Here is an 18,739-nt window from a genome sequence, read left to right on the forward strand (position 1 = left end):
GGCGGCCTGTGACCGCCGCGTACCCGCTTCGTGCCCGGATCGCGACCGGTCCCGGGGAACGGTGATCCGCCGCACCCCGTCCAAGCCCCATGCGGATCGTCAGGAGCATCACCTGTGCCTTGGTCGTCCTGCCGCTGGCCGCGGGCATGGCCGCGTGCGGGAGCGGCGACCACTCCTCCGGGGCGTCGGACTCCGGCCCCCGGGGCGTGGCCACGGCCCCCGCCCTCCCCGGCGGCGCCCGCCGCGCCGAGGGCGTCCCGCAGAGCGCGGGCGCGAAGCCGACGGCGGCGCCCCTGCCCACCGGGCGGGAGGTCGTCCACACCGCCGACCTGCGGGTGCGGGCCGGGGACGTGGAGGCCGCCGCCGCCAAGGCCAAGCAGCTGGTCACCGCGGCGGGCGGCTACGTCGAGCGGGAGTCGACGTCGAGCGACCCGGCCCGCTCCGAGATCGCGCTCAAGATCCCCGGCGACCGGTACGCCGAGGTGCTGGGCCGGCTCGGCACCGAACTCGGCACCAAGCTGTCGCTCAGCCAGCAGGCCGAGGACGTCACGGGCGAGGTGGCCGACGTCGACGCGCGGGTGCGGTCCGCGAAGGCCACGCTGGAGTCGTTCCGCAAGCTGCTCGGCCGGGCGAACTCCGTCGGCGAGATCATGAGCATCGAGCAGGAGATCTCCGAGCGGGAGGCCGACCTGGAGGCGCTCCAGGCGCGCCAGAAGTCGCTCGCGCACCGCACGCAGTTCGCGACCGTGACCGTGACGCTCGTGAGCAGGGCCGCGCCGGCCGAGAAGGACGAGCCCCGCGGTGGATTCGTCGGCGGGCTGGAGAACGGCTGGCACGCCTTCACCGCGTTCGTCGGCGGCGTCGCCGCCGTGCTGGGCTGGCTGCTGCCGTTCCTCGTCACGGCCGCCGTGGTCGGGCTGCCGGCGCTCGCGCTGCGCCGTCGGCGGCGCGCCCGCTCCGCGGCCGACCCGGCGCCGGAGCCGGAACCGGAGAGGGAGCCGCAGAACGCGAAGGCCGCCGTCGGCGCGGGCGAGGGACCCTCGCAGGCGCCGCGGCAGGGACCGCGGCAGGGACCGCCTCCGCCCGCCTAGCCAGTGCGGTGACCTCGAACGTTCACCGGTCTGGGTGAACGCCGGGAAGGGTTCAGGTCACTCTCATGACCCATTCGCCCTTCGCCTCCACGTGGAGGAAGACCGAGCCCGCCACCTCACCTTCAGCGGACGAGATCCCCTTGCCGGACAGGACGTGAGGGCCCTGGTGGAACTCCGGGGTCAGTTCGGTGACGGAGTACCTGCCCCCTTCCCTGTGCTGCATCTGGATTCGCGCCGCTCCGCCGACATAGCGGCAGATGAACGGACCTCGCGAGGCGATGGTGCGGTCGATGACCGGAACGGTGTCACCGGCCTGCAACCAGGCCGACCATGTGCCGGTGCACGTGATGCGCAGTTGGACGGGCCAGTCGGTGCGCAGGGAGAGCGGCTGCACGATCCGGAACGGCCCCGGCTCTTTAGCCAGCCGCACGGCCTTCCCCTGCTGGACGTGTTCGATCCGTCCGCTTCCGTGGAGACGGACGATGACCAACGACGGAATGTCCCAGGCGGGGCGTTGCAGCAGCGCTTCGCCGTCGCCTCGCCCTTTGACGTGGTGTTTCTTGCCCAAATTCGGGGGCGCCACTTTGAACGGCCCAGGCCGCCTCGCCGGACGGGGAGGCCGGGGCGCCTGCTTCGGCTCGCGTGGCCGACGCGTGTCACCGGTGTCCCTCGGACGCTCGGGGCGGGTCTCCGGCCGGACGCCCGTCGCGATCGGCGGCAGTCCCTCGGTGAGGCGGATCGCGTCCGCGGCGCACACGTGGACGTCGCGCGGGGCGCCGCCCGGCGGGGCCCACGCGACGCAGTCCACGGACGGGCCGTGGCGGGGGTCGAAGAAGCAGAGGGGCCGTCCCGACAGGGCGGCTTCGGCGCGGGCGAGCGCGCGGCGCCCCCGGTCGATGCTCCGCAGGACATCGGCGGCGTCCCCGCGGTCACGGTCGCCCAGGATGTCGAGCTTGGCCTGCTCGTACGCGTCCAGGGCGCGACCGTAGTCGGCCATCAGGTCGAGGTCGGCGCCGTGTTCGTCCGGGTCGAGCGGCAACCGCGCGAGTTCCTCACCGAACGCGGTGATCTCGGCTTCGATCTCCGCCAGCTCGTCCCCGCGTCGCCGCTTGAAGATCCCGAACAATCCCGCTCCCCATGATCAGGGAGATCCTACCGGCACGATCGTTTCCCCACGATCCCGGCCAGCCTTCGGGGCCGGGGTCGGTCGAGATCTTCCGGCGTGTCACCTGGCCCGGTGGATGTTCGTGGTCACCGCACTAGTGCGCGTCTTCGGCGCTCGCCTCGTGGACCAGGTCGGCGAGGCGGGCCAGCACGTCCGGGTCCATGGAGGGCAGGACGCCGTGGCCGAGGTTGAAGATGTGCCCCTCGGCGGTGCGGCCGCGGGCCAGCACGTCGCGGGCGCGGCGCTCCACGACCTCCCACGGGGCGAAGAGGACCGCCGGGTCGAGGTTGCCCTGCAGGGCCTTGCCCGGCTCGACGCGGCTGACGGCCTCGTCCAGCGGCACCCGCCAGTCGACGCCGACGACGTCCGCTCCCGCCTCGCCCATCAGGCCGAGCAGCTCGCCCGTCCCGACGCCGAAGTGGATGCGCGGGACGCCGAGCGGCTCGATCTCCTCGAAGATGCGGCGGGCGTGCGGCAGGACGGACTCGCGGTAGTCCTGCGCGGCGACCGCGCCCACCCACGAGTCGAAGACCTGCACGGCGCTCGCCCCGGCCGCGATCTGCACCTTCAGGAACGCGATCGTGAGGTCGGCCAGCCGCTCCATGAGCCGGGCCCACAGCTCCGGCTCGCCGTACATCATGGCCTTCGTGCGCTCTTGGTTCTTGGACGGGCCGCCCTCGATCAGGTACGAGGCGAGCGTGAACGGGCCCCCCGCGAACCCGATGAGCGGCGTGGAGCCCAGCTCGCCGACCAGGCCCTCCACGGCCTCGGTCACGTACGGGACGTCGTCGGGCGTGAGGGGGCGCAGGACGTCCATGCCCGCGGCGTCGCGGATGGGATCGGCGATGACCGGGCCGACGCCGGGCTTGATGTCGAGGTCGACGCCGACCGCCCGGAGCGGCACCATGATGTCGCTGTAGAAGATCGCGGCGTCCACGGCGTACCGGCGCACCGGCTGCATCGTGATCTCGACGATCATGTCGGGGCGGGCGCACGAGTCCAGCATCGGCACGCCCTCGCGGATCCGCAGGTACTCCGGCAGCGAGCGCCCCGCCTGGCGCATGAACCACACCGGCGTGTGCGGCACCGGCCGCCGCCGGCAGGCGAGCAGGAAGGGGCTCTCGGCGAGGCCGCCGTCGTCAGGCGTCCGCGCAGAGTGGTCGTTCGAACGGGCTGCGTCAGCGGTCACGTTGTGATGGTCCCACGAAAAGCCGACGGGAGAGCACCGGAGTGGCGCGTGAGGCGCAACGAACTTCCGGACACGCCGAGCGAAGTCCCGCATTCTGTCACCGGCGCGTGCGAACGTGATGCGTGTCATAGCCGAGGGAGGTTCCCCCTTGTACTGCTTCACCTGCGGTGATGAACGGGTGTTCGAGCAGCCGCCGTGCGAGGACGGCCACGGCGAGGAGTGCCCCGAGCGGGCCTGCGTCGACTGCGGTTCGGCCGTCCTGGTCGGCCTGCCGCCCGCCGTCACCGCCCCGCCCCTCCGCCGGGCCCGCGAGACCGCCCCGGCGCGCGGTCGCTCACGCGCCCGCGCCGCCACCGCGCGGGCCGTGGCCTGACCGGCCCGGCCCCCGAGACGAAACCTGTGCCGTGCCTGCCTCCCCTCCACGTCCACCCGCCGCTTCCTGCGGCACCGCCCCGTCCCACCGCCACCGGCCCGAGCCGGTGCCCGGCGACCCGTCACTCCCCCGCGATCAGGCCGGTCCACCCATGAACCCACCTGCCTTCCAGCGGGCCGTCGACACGCTGCGCGAGATCCTCGACGGGCCCGCCCTCCGGCCGGAGCTCGACCTGGAGGACATGCCCGCCCCGCAGAGCCTGGCGCCGTACGCGGCGGCCATGTCCGGGAGCGTCTACCGCGACGACGACACCGAGGTCGCCATGGGCCGCCTCATCGTCCTGTACGACCCCGACGGCCGCTCCGGATGGACGAACGGCTTCCGCGTCGTCGCCTACATCCGCGCCGACCTGGAGCCCGACATCGCCGCCGACGAGCTGATCGGCTCCGTCGCGTGGGACTGGCTGCTGGAGGCCCTGGAGCCCGCCGGCTACGCCGGGGTGTCGGGAACGATCACCCGCGCGGTGTCGGAGAGCTTCGGCGACAAGCGCGACGAGCCGTCCACCACGGAGCTGGAGCTGCGCGCCTCGTGGTCCCCGACCGGCGACGATCTCACCGCTCACGTGCTGGCCTGGTGCGAGGTGATGTGCACCACGGCGGGGCTTCCGCCGGCCGGTGTCGCGTCGCTGCCGGACCGACCGGGCGGCGGGGGCGGCTGAGCCACGTACGGTAGGGGGCGTGAGCACAGCGTCCGAAACCGAGGCGGCGGGGGAGAACACGGAAGAAGTGGGAGTGTCCGAAACGCGCGCCACCGGCCCCGAACGGGACGCCGGTGCGGAGAAGACGGCGGCGACCCCTCCCGGGACCGTTCCCGGGCCGGCCGGGGCTGACCCCGGCCCGGCGACCCTGGAGGCCGACACCGGTCCCCCCGCCGTCCCCCTGCTGGAGCCGCGCGAGGGCGTCCCGCCGGTGCTCACCGCCCCGGCCGACCTGGAACGCGTCATCGCGGCGTTCGCCGCGGGCACCGGGCCCGTCGCGGTCGACGCCGAGCGGGCCTCCGGCTACCGGTACGGGCAGCGCGCCTACCTGATCCAGCTGCGCCGCGCGGGCGCCGGCACCGCGCTGATCGACCCGGTCGCCTTGCCCGACCTGTCCGGGCTGGACGCCGCGCTCGCCGACGCCGAGATGGTGCTGCACGCCGCCAACCAGGACCTGCCGTGCCTGGCCGAAGTCGGTCTCGTCCCGCGCCGGCTGTTCGACACCGAGCTGGCCGGGCGGCTGCTCGGCTACCCCCGGGTCGGTCTCGGCTCCATGGTCGAGAACGTGCTCGGTTTCGTGCTGGAGAAGGGCTACTCGGCGGCCGACTGGTCGACGCGCCCCCTCCCGGAGGACTGGCTGCGCTACGCCGCCCTGGACGTCGAGCTGCTGGTCGAGCTGCGCGACGTGCTCGGGGAGGAGCTGGAGGCCGCGGGCAAGCTGGAGTGGGCGCGGGAGGAGTTCGCGGCGATCCTGACCACGCCGCCGAAGCCGCCGCGCCCCGACCCGTGGCGCCGCACGTCCGGCATCCACCGGGTGCGCAACCGGCGCGCGCTCGCCGCCGTCCGCGAGGTCTGGGAGGCCCGCGACAAGATCGCCCGGGAGCGGGACCTGTCCCCCGGCCGGGTGCTCCAGGACGCGGCGATCATCGAGCTGGCGCAGAAGTCCCCGAAGACCCCGGCCGAGCTGCAGGCCCTGCCGACGATGCGGGGCCGCGGCGCCCGGCGGCACCAGTCGGCGTGGCTGCGCGCCGTCGCCCGCGCCCGCGAGCTCGGCGAGCGCGCGCTGCCCGAGTCCAACCTGCCCGGCGACGGGCCGCCGCCCGCGCACCGCTGGGCCGACCGCGACCCGGAGGCCGCCAAGCGGCTCACCGCCGCCCGCGCCGTCGTCGCCGCGCTCGCCGACGAGCACTCGATGCCGTCGGAGAACCTCGTGCAGCCCGACTTCGTCCGCCGGCTGGCGTGGACGCCCCCGCCGGAGTCGTCGGCGTCCGCGATCGGCGACGCCCTGCGCGACCTCGGCGCCCGCGGCTGGCAGGTCGAGCTCACCGCCCGGCCGATCGCCAAGGCGTTCCTGCGCCTCGACGGCAAGGGCGAGCTCTAGACCGGACTTGCACGGGGCGGTCGCGAGGCACACACTGGCTTAGGTTAGCTTTGCCTAAAACGTCCGTGTGACCCCCCGAGGAGTGCGTCGATGCTGCTGGGCAACTTCCTCATCGGCCTGCGTGAGGGGCTCGAGGCCGCCCTGGTCGTGAGCATCCTGATCGCGTACCTGGTGAAGACCGGCAACCGCCGGGCCCTGCTGCCCGTCTGGACGGGCATCGGCGCCGCCGTCGTCCTGGCGTGCGGGTTCGGGATCGCGCTGAGCGCCGCGTCGTCGGAGATGCAGTTCAAGACGCAGGAGCTGTTCGGCGGCGTCCTGTCGATCGTCGCGGTGGGGCTGGTCACCTGGATGGTCTTCTGGATGCGCAAGACCGCCCGGTTCATGAAGGCCGAGCTGGAGGGCAGGCTGGAGGGCGCGCTCGACGTCGGCCCGCTCGCCCTCGCCGCCGTCGCGTTCCTGGCCGTCGGGCGCGAGGGCCTGGAGACCGCGCTGTTCCTGTGGACGAACATCTCCAACTCCTCCGGCGGGTCCACCCAGCCGATCACCGGGGCGTTCCTCGGCCTCGCCGTCGCCGTCGCCCTCGGCTACCTGCTCTACCGCGGCGGCCTCAAGATCAACCTCAGGCGGTTCTTCACCTGGACGGGCGCCGCGCTCATCGTCGTCGCCGCCGGCGTGTTCGGCTACGGCTTCCACGACCTGCAGGAGGCCGAGGTGTTCCCCGGCCTGCACGCGGTCGCGCTGGAGCCGCACGCCTTCTTCGCCAAGTTCGGCGGCGCCGGCGACTGGATGCAGACCGTCTTCCAGGGCGTCCTGAACGTCACCCCGCAGATCACCTGGCTTCAGCTGATCATGTGGGCGGCCTACCTGGTGCCGGTGATGGTGCTGTTCCTGCGCAACCCGTCGCCGTCCAAGCCCGCCCCGGCCAAGGCCACCGAGCCGGCGCCGACGTCCTGACGCCGCGTCACAGGTCGGGCAGCGGGTCGCGGGGAAGGCTGTCGCGGGCGAAGACCTCGGCGTCGGCCGCGTTGACGACCGGGACGTACTCGTCGTCGACCTCGAACACGGCACCAGCGAACTCGAACGACGCGCCGACGCCCGTCTCCACCGGCCCGATCCGGGTGCCGCGCGGGTAGCTGCCCCAGATGCTCTTCGGGGTGCTGCGGCTCAGCGAACCGGTGGAGATCACCGAGACCTGGTCGCCGGTGACGACGAAGATGAAGCCCGCGCCGCCGCCGTAGGTCATCGCGGGGAAGATGTAGCGGATCTCCCCGTCGATCCCGAGGAACTCCCTGCAGCGCTCGCGGAGCGGGCGTGGCACCGGCATGGCGGTTGAGGCACCTCCCCCAGGGCGGGTCGACGTCACAATCATGCACTGATCGGACAGATCGTGACCAGTCACGCGGCCGCCAGCGCCGCGGTCGGCGGCAGCCGCGCCGCCCGCGCCGCCGGGTACAGGCCCGCGACCGTCCCGATCGCCAGGGTCGCGGCGAGCGCGCCGCCGAGCGCCCACACCGGCACGACCGGCGGCCACCCCTTCCACAGCGCGAACCCCGCGGTCACCGCCGCGCCGAGCACGACCCCCGCCGCTCCGCCGAACGCCGACAGCAGCAGCGACTCGGCGAGGAACTGGACGCGGACCTGGCCGCGGGTGGCGCCGAGCGACCGGCGCAGCCCGATCTCGCGGCGCCGCTCCAGCACCGAGATCACCATCGTGTTGGCGACCCCGACCCCGCCGACCAGCAGCGCGACGGCCCCGAGCCCGAGCAGCAGCCCGGTGAACGCCCCCGACGCCGCGGCCCGCGCCTCCAGGGCGTCGGAGGGCCGGCTGACCCGGACCTCCTCGGGCCGCTCGGGGTTCACCGTCCGGGCGAGGACGTCCCGGACGTCGCCGACCGAGGCGTCGGCGGAGCGCTCGTAGATCCTCGTGGGGTGCCCGTCGAAGCCGAGGTACCGGCGCGCGGCGTCCCAGCCGACGAGGGCGGAGCGGTCGATCTCCGGGGCCAGCTCCGCCGGCCGGAGCACGCCGAGGACGACGAACCACCGCCCGCCGATCCAGACCTGGCCGCCCGCCCGGTCCAGGCCGAGCCGCCGCGCCGCCTCCGATCCGAGCACGACGACGGGGCGGCCCTCGGTGGCCGCGTCCAGCCGGCGCCCGCTCGCCGTCCCCACGTCGAGGGTCCCGAGCAGCCCGTCCGTGGCGGCCTGCACGGCGATCCCCTGCGTGACCTCCTCCGGGATCCTGTCGGTGCGGCGGACGGTGGCCTCCACCGCCCCGGTCGCGCCGACCGCCGTGACGGGCCCGATCCGCCGCACCATCTCCGGTGCCGTCTCGGGCAGCTCCGCGCTGTCGCCGAACAGCGTGTCGCCCGGCTCGGCCGTCAGCAGGTTCGTGCCGAGCCGGTCGAGCCGCCGCAGCAGGTCCTCCCGGCCGGAGGAGGAGATCCCGATGACCGCGACCACGGTCGCGATCCCGATCGCGATGCCGAGGGCCGACAGCACCACCCGCGCCGGACGGGCCCGGAGCCCTCCGAGCCCGACGCGCAGAACGTCGCCCGCACCGAGCCGCGCGGGCCTCATCGGCTCCCCGCCCCCGCCCGCTCGTCCGCGACGATCACCCCGTCCCGGACCCGGACCCGCCGCGGCGCCCGGGCCGCCACCTCCGCGTCATGCGTGATGACCACGACGGTGGTGCCGGCGCGGTTCAGCCCGTCCAGCAACGCGAGCACCTCCGCGCCCGCCGCTGAGTCGAGGTTGCCGGTCGGCTCGTCCGCCAGGAGCAGGGCGGGCTCGCCCACGACCGCCCGCGCGACCGCGACCCGCTGCTGCTCGCCGCCCGACAGCTCGTGCGGCCGGTGCGCCGTCCGCTCCGCCAGCCCGACCCGCCCGAGCGCCGCCCGCGCCCGCTCCCGCCGCTCCCGGAGCCCGACCCCGCCGTACAGGAGGCCGTCGGCCACGTTGTCGAGGGCGCTCACCCCCGCGGCCAGGTGGAACTGCTGGAACACGAACCCGATGTACCGCGCCCGCAGCGCCGACAGCTCCCGGTCCCCGAGCCCCGCGACCTCGTGCCCGGCGACCCGCACGCTCCCCCGCGTCGGCCGGTCCAGCGTCCCGATCATGTGCAGCAGCGTCGACTTCCCCGACCCGGACGGCCCGGCGATCGCCACCAGCTCCCCCGGCGCGATCACCAGATCGACTCCCCGCAGCGCCGCGACACCGCCCGCGTACTCCTTGACCACCCCGGCCAGCTCCACGATGTCCGAACCCCTGTCGTTCATTCGGCGGGCACCCCGACCTTCACGCCCTCGCGGAGCCCGCTCCCGGAGACCTCGACCCGCCCGCCGCCGAACACTCCGGCCTCCACGGGCACCAGGCGCCGGGAACCGTCCACGACCTCGACCCCGAAGCCGCCCTCCCGCAGCGCCAGCAGCGCCTCGACCGGCACCGACAGCACGCCCTTCCGCCGCTCGCTCTCCAGCTCGACACCGACCGGCGCCTCGTCCAGCCGCCCCGTCTTCGCGCTCCCCACCGAGATGTCGACCCCGATCGTGGTCTTCTGGTCCTGCCCCGACCCGGTCGTCTCGGCGACGCTGCCGACCTCGCTGATCGTCCCCTTGACGGTCGCCCCACCGGGCAGCTCCACCGAGACCCGGGCGCCCTCCCTGGCGCGGTCCTGCTTGTCTGCGTCCAGATCGACGTGCACGACCCGCCTGGTCCCGGCCACCGCCAGGACGGGCTGCCCCTGCGCAATGCGCTTTCCTTCGGGCGCCTTGACCTCCCGCACCCGCACGGCCCCACTCAGGAAGACGACCTGACCAGGGTCGACTTGCCCGGTCTCCTCCAGCCCCCGGTCGTCCTGCCACTTTTCAACGGCGGTCTGCGTGGCGCCGGTGAACTCCCCGTCCACGGTCATTCCGCCATAGCCGAGTGCCCGCAGGTTCTCTTCGAGCTGCTGGACGTCCTTCCCAGAGACGCCCTGACGCAGCGTCCGATACATGGGCCGGCCGCCGTACATCAACGTCACCGGCTTGGCCGCCGCAGAGAACAGCGTCTCCCCGCGCCGAACGGTCGCGCCCAGCTCCGGCGTCCACGTCACGACACCGGACATGCCCGTCCACACGTCTCGGACATCGCCGTAGGTGAGCTTCCCGTCCACCTTCTCGGTGTCCACGACATCGCCCCGGCTGACGACCGCCGTCGCGAGCGGAGCCTGCGCCCCCTGTGCCCGACCCCCGTCCCTGGTCAACGCGAGGCCACCGCCGACGGCCACGACCACCGCGATCCCGCCCGCGACCGCGACCCGCCTCACTTCCCGGCCCCCGGCAGGCTGCCCTTGCACTCCTCCCGCGCCTTCTCCGCCTGCCCCCGGTCGACCTGCCCGGTGGGCAGCTTGTACTGCCCGTCCGGTCCCGGATCCGGAATGTCGACCCCGTGCTCGCGCATGCACTGCGTGAACTTGACGTACTGGTCGCGCACCTTCGGATCCTGGAGATCGGGCATCTTCCCGCCCGCCTGCAGCCACGACTGGCACTTCTTCAGCGCCGCCTCCAACTTCGTGCGGTCGCCCCCCTTCCCCAGCCGCAGCGCGTGCCCGTCCCCACTCCCCGGATCGGGAACGTCCACCCCGTTCTCCCTCATGCACTGCGCGAACTTCAGCTGAGCGTCCTCCGGCGAAACCGACCGCCGAGGCGAAGCAGATCCTGACGCGGCCACCCCACCAGCACTGGCCACCCCACCCCCACCGTCACCCCCACAGCCGGCGACGCCCAGCACAAGCCCCGCAACAACACCCAGAACCAAAACCCTCATGGCGCCCTCTCCCCGAAGCACCCTGCCCCGGCCCGCCCATCAGACCCCCCAAGGGGTTAAACCTGCATTAGTGGCTGGTGGGGCTGCTCGGGGGTTGGGCATGGCCGCTGGGGGCGAGAGCGGCTTGGGTTCTTGCCTCGGTGGACCAGTGGGGGGCGTTCCAGCGGTCGGCGATGGCGGCGGCCTGGGTGAAGTGGGCGGCGGCCTCGTCGTCGCGGCCGAGGAGGCGGGCGAGTTCGCCGAGTGTGTGGGCGACCGGGCGCAGGGCCAGCGAGACGCTCTCCGCGCCTGCCGGCGGACCGTCGCGGTGGGGCAGCAGGTCCGCGTAGATCTCCGCGGCGGCGTCGCGGTCGTTCAGCGCGACGATCGCCATCGCGCGCAGGCTCGTCAGGAAGGTGAAGAAGAAGTCGTGCCGGATCGGGCTCGGTGACATGCGGGCCCGGCGTGCCTCGTCGGTGCGGCCGGCGGCGTGGAGGGCGAGCGCGAGCAGGTCGGTGACCATCGGGCCGAGCGCCTCGTGGAGGGCGCGCACCTCCTCCAGATGGTCGCCGAGGGTGCCGTCGTTCAGCCAGATCACCGCCAGTGCGAGGCCGTGGAAGCCCGCGTGCACCGATCCGGCGCGCTCCATGCGTTCGGTGGCCTCGGTGTAGAGGCGCTGGGCGTCGGTGTACCGGCCCTCGATGAGGACCAGGGTGGCCAGCGCGATCTCGGCGGCGCTGATGGCCTCCGGCATCCGGTAGGCGCGGGCGAGGTCGAGCACCTCCGCCGTCAGGCGGCGCGTGGTCGCGGGGTCGTTGGCCGCGGCGGCGTTCGCGGCCTGGTCGAGCAGCCCGGTCACGCGGTAGAAGGGCAGGTCGTGCTCGACGCCGATCTCCACCAGTTCGCGGGCGTACTCCTCCCCCTCGGGGTCGCCGGCCAGGATCATGAGCGCCGCGGCCCGGAGGCGGGGATCGGTGGCGAGTTCGAGCGCTTCCCGCGCCGCCGCCATGACCGTCGGGTCGTCCTCGCCCACCAGCTCGGCGGCGTACACGCTGAGGAGGCGGGACCGCACGTCGGGGGCGAGGTCGGTCCGCTCCAGCAGGCGGCCGAGGCGGCCGACGACGGGACGGTCGACCGTGCCGTACGTGCGGGCCTGCCAGGGGGTCGGCTCGGTCCAGGCGGTGAACGCGGCGATCACCAGATCGTCGCGGCCGATCGATTCGGCGTACTCCACGGCCCGCTCGCGCGTGGCCCGGGCCGCGGCGACGGCACCGGCCCTGACCTGCGCGCGCAGCAGCCTGCCGAACAGGCCGGCGCGCTCGTCCGGGTCGCTGGAGTTGGCGACGGCGTCGGTGAGGAGCGCGACCGCCACGTCGTGGGCGTAGCGGGCCTCGGCCATCTCGGCGGCCCGGACGCAGTAACCGACGGCCTTCGGCGAACCCGCCCGCGCATAGTGGTGAGCGAGCGCCGCGACGTCGCCGGTGCCCTCCAGGGCCGCGGCGATCCGGGCGTGCATCCTGGTGGCCCGCAACCGGGTGACGTCGGCGACCAGGGTGTCCCTGACCAGCGCGTGAACGAACCGGACGCGCCCAGGCCCGGGCTCGTCGAGCAACCCGGCGATGACGCCCGCGTCCAGCGCGTCCAGCACGCCGTCCTCGCCGGAGTCGGCGGCCCGCACGAGCACGTCCACCGAGCTCTCCCGGCCCGCCACGGCCGCCAGCCGCAGCACGGACACGCCGCTCTGCGGGAGCCTCGCGAGCCTGCGTCGCAGCACGTCCCGTACGCCGTCGGGGACCTCGGAGAGCGCGACCAGCGCGCCCTCGCCGTTCAGCAGCCGCGCGCTTTCCCGCACGTAGAACGGGTTCCCGCCGGTTCGTTCCGCGATCCCGGCGACGGTCGCGTCGTCGGCCTCGCACTCGGCGCGTACGAGCTCCGCGACGGCGTCGCCTTCCAGTCCGGGCAGGTCCAGCCGGAGCGGCGCGGTGCGGGCGAGGGACGCGAGAGTCTCGGTGAGGCGCTCGCTCTCGTCCGCACGGTACGCCGCGACGACCAGGACCGGGGCCCGTGCGCCGACGCAGCCGCCGAGAAGTTCCAGCGTGGCGGCGTCCGCCCAGTGGAGGTCGTCCAGAACGACGGCGACGGGCCGGTCGGCGGCGGCCGCCGCGAGCCAGTTCCACACGGCCCGCCGCAGCCGGAAACGTCCGGCGGCCGCGTCGTCGTCCATCGTCGCGGAGTCGGAGAGCAGCGGCGCCAGGTCGTCTGCGAAGTCTCCCGGCGGAACGTTCGAAGCCACCTTCCGCAGCGCCTCGACCCACGCCCACGCGGGCGGCGCGCCGTCCACCTCGGGACAGCGTCCGGCGGCCACGAGCCACCCGTCCTGTCCGAGCCGCGCCCCGAAGTGCTCAAGGAGCGTCGACTTGCCCAGACCCGCCTCCCCGGTGACGAGCACGACCCGCGCCCCGTCGGCGGCGGCCTCCCCGGCGGCCGTCATCAGCGCCGCGAGCTCGCTCTCCCGCCCCACGAACGAGGCCGCGCTGGGGCCGTTGTCCGGAGGCCGCGGCGCGGTCGCCCGGGACCGGGACGCGGGGACGGCCGAGCGAAGGACCTCCGTGCGCTGGGTGAGGATCGCCTCCTCCAGGGCCACCAGGTCCGGGCCGGGGTCGAGGCCCAGCTCGTCGGCGAAGACGGCGCGGGCGCGGCGCAGCGCGGCCAGGGCATCGGCCTGGCGGCCGCTGCTCCACAGCGCGAGAGCGTGCATGCGCCAGCCCTCCTCGCGCAGGGGTTCGTCGCGGGTGAGGCCCTCGGCCTCGGGCACCACCGCCGCGGGGTCACCGAGCCGCAGCCCCGCGGCGACGCGCAGCTCGCGGGCGACCACCCGCAGCTCGTTCAGCCGGGCGGTCTCGGCCGCGGCCCACGGCTCGTCGGCGACCTCGGCGAACGCGGGCCCGCGCCACAGCGCCAGCGCCTCGTCCAGCCGGGCGCGGGCGTCACGGGGATCGGCGAGCGCACGGGCCTCGTCGAGCATCTCCTCGAAGCGCCACGCGTCCACCGACCTCGGCGGCAGCCGCAGCGCGTAGCCGGGCGACGCGCTCACCAGCAGGCGCGCCGGGGCCCGCGGCGGGCGGCCGGGCTCCAGCAGGCGGCGCAGGTTGGAGACGTACGCCTGCAACGACGCCAGGGCGCGTGCCGGCGCCTCGCCGCGCCACAGGTCCTCGACCATCCGGTCGACCGGCACGACGTGCCCGCGCGCGGCCACCAGCAGGGCCAGGACGCCCCGCTGCCGCGGTCCGCCGAGGGGAACGGGCTCGCCGCCGGCCTCGGCCGCGAACGAGCCCAGCACCCTGATCAAGACCATGAGGGGACACATCGTACGCGCGGCCCACGGACGCGTTCCAAGTCGGCTCCAAGCGCCCTCCAAACCCCCGGGAGCAGCCTTGAGCACGTCGAACGGAACCGAGGAAGGGCAGGACCGGATGAGCGTCAACACCCAGGACATGAAGATCGTCCATCGCGTCTTCCGCCGCGAGTCGCGGCTGCTCATGGAGCTCGTCGCGGCCGTCGCCCCGGGTGACACCGCCCGCGCCAAGTTGATCGCCGACCACTTCCGCGACTACCGGCTGGGGCTGAAGAACCACCACGAGGGCGAGGACGAGCTGCTGTGGCCGCCGCTCCTGTCCCGGGTCGATCTGGAGGCGGACGTCGTCCTGCGCATGGAGGCCCAGCACGAGCGCGTCGCCGCCACGATGACCAGGCTGGACGCCGCGGTCCCGGCGTGGGAGGCCACCGCCGGAGCCGACGAGCGCGACGCCCTCGTGGCGGCCCTCGCCGAGCACCGCGCGGTCCTGCTCGAACACCTCGACGACGAGGAGGCCACCCTCCTTCCGCTCGCGGCCGAGCACATCACCGAGCAGGAGTGGGCCGCGCAGGGCGACCACCTGGTGGCCAACACGCCCAAGCTCACCCTGCTCACGCTCTTCGGCCTCGTCCTGGAGGACGCGAACCCGGCCGAGCGCGCCGTCCTCCTCTCCGTCCTCCCCGGACCGGTGCGCGCCGTCTGGCACGTCATCGGCCGCCCCCGCTACGCCCGCCACATCCGCCGCGTCCGCGCCGCCTGACCGGACCCCGAACACCACTCATCGAGCTCGCCGAAGACCCGCAAGGAGAAGAACCATTTCCCTTAAGAAGATCAACACCGTCCTGGCCTCCGTCTTCATCCTCTTCATCCTCTGGTTCGGGACGGAGTTCATCCTGAGCCCGGAGACCACCGCGCCGGGCTTCGGCCTGCCGGGGTGGCCGTCCGGCGACGGCGGCGGCTTCCTGATCGTCAAGGGGATCCGCGACGTCGTCCTGGCCCTCGTCCTGGGCATCCTGCTCGTGACGGGCCACCGCCGGGCGCTGGGCTGGGTGCTGCTGGTGGAGGCCCTCGCCGCGTACGGCGACATGGTCACCGTGCTGGCCCACCACGGCTCCGTGGCCACCGCGCTCGGTGTCCACTGCCTGACCGCGACGCTGATGGTGGTCAACGGCCTGCTGATGATGCGCGAGACCCGCGAGACCGCGACCGCTCCGGCGTCACCCACCGTGCAGCCCGCCTGACGCCGTCGTTCCGCGGAGGGCCGGTCTCGCGAGGCCGGAACCGGCGGACCCCGGCTCCCCTACCGGGAGTCGGGGTCCGCCTCTGCTCCTCACGCCATGCCGGTCAGAGGCCGGCGGCCTGGCCGGCGCGGCGGGGGCCGGCGGACGCGTGCAGCGTTCCCGTGTCGTCGCGCCAGGTCATGTGGAAGCTGCCCATCTGGTACTGGTACGGCGCCATCGGACGGACCAGGACCCCCATGCGGGCGACCTCGGCGACCACCTCGGGGGGCAGGCGGCTCTCGACCGTCACCGAGTAGTCGTCGGCGAGCGGGAGCATGCGGGGCGCGTCGTCGGCCGCGTACGGGTCCAGGCCGTGTTCGAGGATGCTCGTCATGACCTGCGGCACCGTGATGTGCGGGATGCCGGGCGTGCCGAGGGCGAGCCACGGGCGGCCGTCCCGCAGGAGCAGCGTGTTGCCGATGACCGAGCGGATCCGCCCGCCGCCGGTCAGCCAGCCGCCGAGCATGGCGGTGAGGCTGCTCGTCATGGTGCTGCCGATCATCGGTACGCCGCCGACGACCTGGCCCGGGACGCCTCCGCCCTGCACCGTGTTGACGAGCTGGACCCAGTTGCCCTGGGCGTCGACGACGCTCAGCTCGCAGCTGCCGACGGACTCGCCCGTCCGGCCGGTCGCCTCGCCGAGCGCGCCCGGCGCCGAGCTGAGCCGGACGTGCTCGGTGAGGTCCACCTTGGTGCGGCTCATCCGGAGCACGGCGGCGAGCGCGCGGTGGTACTCCCGCGACATCAGCACGCTGCTCGGGTCCTCGAACACCTCCGGGTCGTTGATGAACCCGGTCTCGTACGCGGCGCGGCGCAGCGCGTGCGCCATGTAGTACAGCGACTCGGGCGACTCGGCGTAGTGCCCGAGCTCGGCGACGCCCAGCTCGTGCAGGATGCCGAGGACCATCGCCGACATGACGGCCTGGCGCTCCGGCGGCGCCTGCTGGACGACCTCGACGCCGCCGTGCCGGTAGCGCAGGCCGTCTCCCCACCGGGGCTCGTCCTGGCGCATGTGCCGCATCTCGATCGGCCAGCCGACCTCGTTCGCCCGCTCGACGAACAGCCGCGCCCACTCACCGTCGATGAACAGGTCCGGCCCCTCGGCGGCCAGTTTCGCCAGCGTCCGGGCCAGCTCCGGCTTCGGCCACCGCTGCCCGGCCTGCGGCAGGTGCCCGTCCGGGGTGAAGTGGCGCCGCCCGGACGCGGTGTTCATGTACAGCTCGGCGCTGTGGCCGAGGACCAGGTGCTCGAAGGAGTCGACCTCGTGGCCCTCCTCGGCCCAGTGGATCGACGGCGCGCACAGCCGGTCCCACGGCCGCGACCCGAACCGCTCGTGCATCGTCTTGAGCCCCGGCATGAAGCCGGGGATGACCGCGCAGGGCCCCTCCGGGATCGCGGTGTACGGCCCCGACGAGATGGCGACCGGGCGGAACGGCGCGAGCCCCGGCACGATCGTGCCCATGCTGTTGAGCTCGTGGCACCGGCCCTGCTCGGCGTCCCAGAACAGCATCGTGACCGTGCCCGCATGACCGGTCATGTCCTGCTGGATCGTCGCGTTGAGCAGGCTGCCGACGATCGCCGCGTCGATGGCGTTGCCGCCCTCCCGCAGGATGTCGAGCATCGCGTCGGTGACCAGCGGGTGCGCACTGGAGCACACCGCCTCCCGGCTTTGCGCCGTCGATTTGGGGCCGATCCGGCCGACCTTGGTTTCGCTCATCGTCCCGTCCTTGTCGAAAGAGGGTTCACCGGCGCCACGCCTCGACGTCGGTCAGGAACGCCGAGAGCTCGGCGATGAAGGCGTCCGGTTCTTCGAGGAAAGCCATGTGCGAGCTGTCCTCGAAGACCCGGAACCGGGCGCCGGCGATGCCGTCCGCCAGCACCGACATGTGCTCCGGGACGGCCTCGTCGTGCCGCCCGCAGGTGACCAGGGTGGGCACGCGTATCCGCGGCAGGCGCGGTGTGACGTCCCAGTCCGCGAGCGCGCCGGTGACCGGGCCGAACTCGCTCGTCCCCCACAGGGCCGCGTACACCTCGTCGCCGAAGCCGCCGAGCGCGTCCTTGAGCGGTGCGGGCCACGGCCGCGCCCGGCACATGTGCCGGCGGTTGAAGACGGCGAGGGCGTCACGGTACTCGCGCGAACGGACCGTGCCGGCCCGCTCGTGCTCGTCGAGCGTCCGGACCACGTCCTCGGGAAGCCGGGCGCGCAGCGCGCTTACCCCGCTGATCCAGTTCGCCACGCTCGGCGGAGAGCTGTTGAGCGAAAGCGACACCGGCGGCGCGGGCGGGTCTCCTAGGGCGTATTCCAGGGCGAGCCACCCGCCCCAGGAGTTGCCGAAGAGATGGAACTCCTCCAGGCCCAGGGCCGCCACGACCGCCCGCAACTCCTCGACGAAGTACGGGATCGACCACGACGGCTCGGGCGGCCGCCGGCCGGACTCGCCGCATCCCGCCTGGTCGTAGAAGATGACTTCCCGGTCGGCGCCCAACTGGGCGAGCGGCGCCAGGTAGGAGTGCGGCAGGCCGGGCCCGCCGTGCAGGCACACGAGCGGGGTCCGGCCGGGAGTGCCGGCGCGCCAGTACGCGACGGAGCCCTGTGGCATGGCGACGAAGCCGGTCGGCTTCTCGGAGAGGTTCACTGGCGTTTCCCGACGACCGAAGGGACAGGGCGAAGGGTGCGCGCCGATACCTCTTCTAGTACGAGGCCGGGGTCTGCACCCAGAGCAGTTCCGAGGAACCGCGGGACAGGTTCTGGCTGCCGTGGACGTCCTTGCCGGGGAAGGTGAGGCTGTCCCCCGCGGAGAGGCGGTGGGTCTCCGACCCGACGGTGATGGCGACCTGCCCCTTGAGGACGAACACGAACTCGGTGTCCGCGCCGTGGGCGAACAGCTCCGGGCCGGTTCCGCCACCGGGTTCGAGCTTCACCCACAGCACTTCCAGGCACCCGCTGGCGTCCGAGCTGACCTGGGCCTCGGTGATGCCGCGGTCCGGGTACTCGTACGCCGCGCGTTCGTCCTGCCGGACGATCTGGCTGCGCGACAGGGTCGCCTGGAACAGGTCGCCGATGTGGGCCCGCAGCGCCTGCGCGATGCGGACCAGGGTCGGCACCGAGGGCGACGCCGTTCCGTGCTCGACCTGCGAGATGAACGCCGCCGACACACCGGCCTGCTCGGCCAGGTCGCGGACCGCCATGCCCCGCTGGGTCCGCAGGCTGTTGATGTTGCGGCCCAGCAGCGTCTTGACGGCGTCGGCGTCACCGTCCGGCACCTCGTCGCCGCGGGCGCCCTCGGCGGGCGCGCCGCCGAAGTGGCCGGGGCGTTTGCTGCCGCTCTGGTGATGTGCCGGCGGACGAGCAGCCAATTCGCT

18 protein-coding genes are annotated in these 18,739 nt (G+C 73.8%); 7 read left to right on the forward strand and 11 right to left on the reverse strand.

Annotated elements, in window-relative coordinates; translation table 11 throughout:
- Positions 1 to 89 precede the first annotated feature (89 nt).
- Entirely contained in the window at positions 90 to 1,091 is a 1,002-nt protein-coding gene (locus tag AB0C84_RS18375) for a DUF4349 domain-containing protein (RefSeq protein ID WP_361067374.1), read from the forward strand.
- 52 nt (positions 1,092 to 1,143) lie between these two features.
- On the opposite strand, the gene AB0C84_RS18380 is transcribed toward AB0C84_RS18375, so the two are convergent.
- Both AB0C84_RS18380 and hemE read right to left on the reverse strand, forming a co-directional pair.
- Positions 1,144 to 2,217, reverse strand: coding sequence for a hypothetical protein (locus AB0C84_RS18380; protein WP_361067377.1), 1,074 nt, complete (start codon positions 2,215 to 2,217; stop codon positions 1,144 to 1,146).
- Between the two features lie 133 nt (positions 2,218 to 2,350).
- Complete coding sequence (gene hemE / locus AB0C84_RS18385) at positions 2,351 to 3,367, reverse strand: uroporphyrinogen decarboxylase (RefSeq protein ID WP_281382423.1); 1,017 nt, start codon at positions 3,365 to 3,367, stop codon at positions 2,351 to 2,353.
- A 226-nt stretch (positions 3,368 to 3,593) separates the two neighbouring features.
- Between hemE and AB0C84_RS18390 the strand changes: the two genes are divergently transcribed.
- The 4 genes from AB0C84_RS18390 to efeU all read left to right on the forward strand — a co-directional run bounded on the left by AB0C84_RS18390 (position 3,594) and on the right by efeU (position 6,910).
- Complete coding sequence (locus tag AB0C84_RS18390; RefSeq protein ID WP_258939591.1) at positions 3,594 to 3,818, forward strand: hypothetical protein; 225 nt, start codon at positions 3,594 to 3,596, stop codon at positions 3,816 to 3,818.
- Between the two features lie 151 nt (positions 3,819 to 3,969).
- A complete protein-coding gene (locus tag AB0C84_RS18395; RefSeq protein ID WP_361067381.1) occupies positions 3,970 to 4,536 on the forward strand; it encodes a DUF3000 domain-containing protein in 567 nt (188 codons plus the stop codon).
- Between the two features lie 187 nt (positions 4,537 to 4,723).
- Positions 4,724 to 5,956, forward strand: coding sequence for a ribonuclease D (locus AB0C84_RS18400; RefSeq protein ID WP_361067653.1), 1,233 nt, complete (start codon positions 4,724 to 4,726; stop codon positions 5,954 to 5,956).
- 90 nt (positions 5,957 to 6,046) lie between these two features.
- A complete protein-coding gene (gene efeU, locus AB0C84_RS18405) occupies positions 6,047 to 6,910 on the forward strand; it encodes an iron uptake transporter permease EfeU (protein ID WP_246396217.1) in 864 nt (287 codons plus the stop codon).
- 7 nt (positions 6,911 to 6,917) lie between these two features.
- Here the strand turns inward: efeU and AB0C84_RS18410 are convergent, their stop codons facing one another.
- From AB0C84_RS18410 to AB0C84_RS18435, 6 genes are all read right to left on the reverse strand, one after another.
- On the reverse strand, positions 6,918 to 7,280 hold the full coding sequence (locus tag AB0C84_RS18410; protein WP_258939589.1) for a hypothetical protein: 363 nt from the start codon (positions 7,278 to 7,280) through the stop codon (positions 6,918 to 6,920).
- A gap of 71 nt (positions 7,281 to 7,351) precedes the next feature.
- A complete protein-coding gene (locus tag AB0C84_RS18415; RefSeq protein ID WP_361067386.1) occupies positions 7,352 to 8,533 on the reverse strand; it encodes an ABC transporter permease in 1,182 nt (393 codons plus the stop codon).
- Positions 8,530 to 9,231 carry an ABC transporter ATP-binding protein gene (locus tag AB0C84_RS18420; RefSeq protein ID WP_361067389.1) on the reverse strand — a complete coding sequence of 234 codons (702 nt, stop codon included), beginning with the start codon at positions 9,229 to 9,231 and terminating at the stop codon, positions 8,530 to 8,532. The genes AB0C84_RS18415 and AB0C84_RS18420 overlap by 4 nt, the downstream gene beginning before the upstream one ends.
- Positions 9,228 to 10,262, reverse strand: a complete 1,035-nt coding sequence (locus AB0C84_RS18425; protein ID WP_361067392.1) for a peptidoglycan-binding protein — start codon at positions 10,260 to 10,262, stop codon at positions 9,228 to 9,230. Before AB0C84_RS18425 ends, AB0C84_RS18420 begins: the two co-directional genes overlap by 4 nt.
- A complete protein-coding gene (locus tag AB0C84_RS18430; protein WP_361067395.1) occupies positions 10,259 to 10,576 on the reverse strand; it encodes a hypothetical protein in 318 nt (105 codons plus the stop codon). The genes AB0C84_RS18425 and AB0C84_RS18430 overlap by 4 nt, the downstream gene beginning before the upstream one ends.
- A gap of 253 nt (positions 10,577 to 10,829) precedes the next feature.
- Entirely contained in the window at positions 10,830 to 14,096 is a 3,267-nt protein-coding gene (locus tag AB0C84_RS18435) for a BTAD domain-containing putative transcriptional regulator (protein WP_361067398.1), read from the reverse strand.
- Between the two features lie 79 nt (positions 14,097 to 14,175).
- Here AB0C84_RS18435 and AB0C84_RS18440 point away from each other — a divergent pair, with 79 nt between their 5' ends.
- Both AB0C84_RS18440 and AB0C84_RS18445 read left to right on the forward strand, forming a co-directional pair.
- Positions 14,176 to 14,856 (forward strand): hemerythrin domain-containing protein, encoded by a 681-nt coding sequence (locus tag AB0C84_RS18440; protein WP_361067401.1) that lies wholly within the window; start codon positions 14,176 to 14,178, stop codon positions 14,854 to 14,856.
- Positions 14,857 to 14,989: 133 nt separating this feature from the next.
- Positions 14,990 to 15,337: a DUF4267 domain-containing protein gene (locus AB0C84_RS18445; protein ID WP_361067656.1), complete on the forward strand. Its 348-nt coding sequence runs from the start codon at positions 14,990 to 14,992 to the stop codon at positions 15,335 to 15,337.
- Positions 15,338 to 15,440: 103 nt separating this feature from the next.
- Here AB0C84_RS18445 and AB0C84_RS18450 read toward each other — a convergent pair whose 3' ends face one another.
- From AB0C84_RS18450 to AB0C84_RS18460, 3 genes are read right to left on the reverse strand one after another with little or no spacing between them, the layout of a single operon-like run.
- Positions 15,441 to 17,093, reverse strand: a complete 1,653-nt coding sequence (locus tag AB0C84_RS18450; RefSeq protein ID WP_361067404.1) for a gamma-glutamyltransferase — start codon at positions 17,091 to 17,093, stop codon at positions 15,441 to 15,443.
- A 25-nt stretch (positions 17,094 to 17,118) separates the two neighbouring features.
- Positions 17,119 to 18,012 carry a proline iminopeptidase-family hydrolase gene (locus tag AB0C84_RS18455; protein WP_361067407.1) on the reverse strand — a complete coding sequence of 298 codons (894 nt, stop codon included), beginning with the start codon at positions 18,010 to 18,012 and terminating at the stop codon, positions 17,119 to 17,121.
- Positions 18,013 to 18,067: 55 nt separating this feature from the next.
- Complete coding sequence (locus AB0C84_RS18460) at positions 18,068 to 18,733, reverse strand: XRE family transcriptional regulator (RefSeq protein ID WP_361067410.1); 666 nt, start codon at positions 18,731 to 18,733, stop codon at positions 18,068 to 18,070.
- Between the last annotated feature and the right edge of the window lie 6 nt (positions 18,734 to 18,739).

It is taken from the genome of Actinomadura sp. NPDC048955 (assembly GCF_040649435.1).
GTDB classification, from domain to species: Bacteria; Actinomycetota; Actinomycetes; order Streptosporangiales; family Streptosporangiaceae; genus Spirillospora; species Spirillospora luteofluorescens.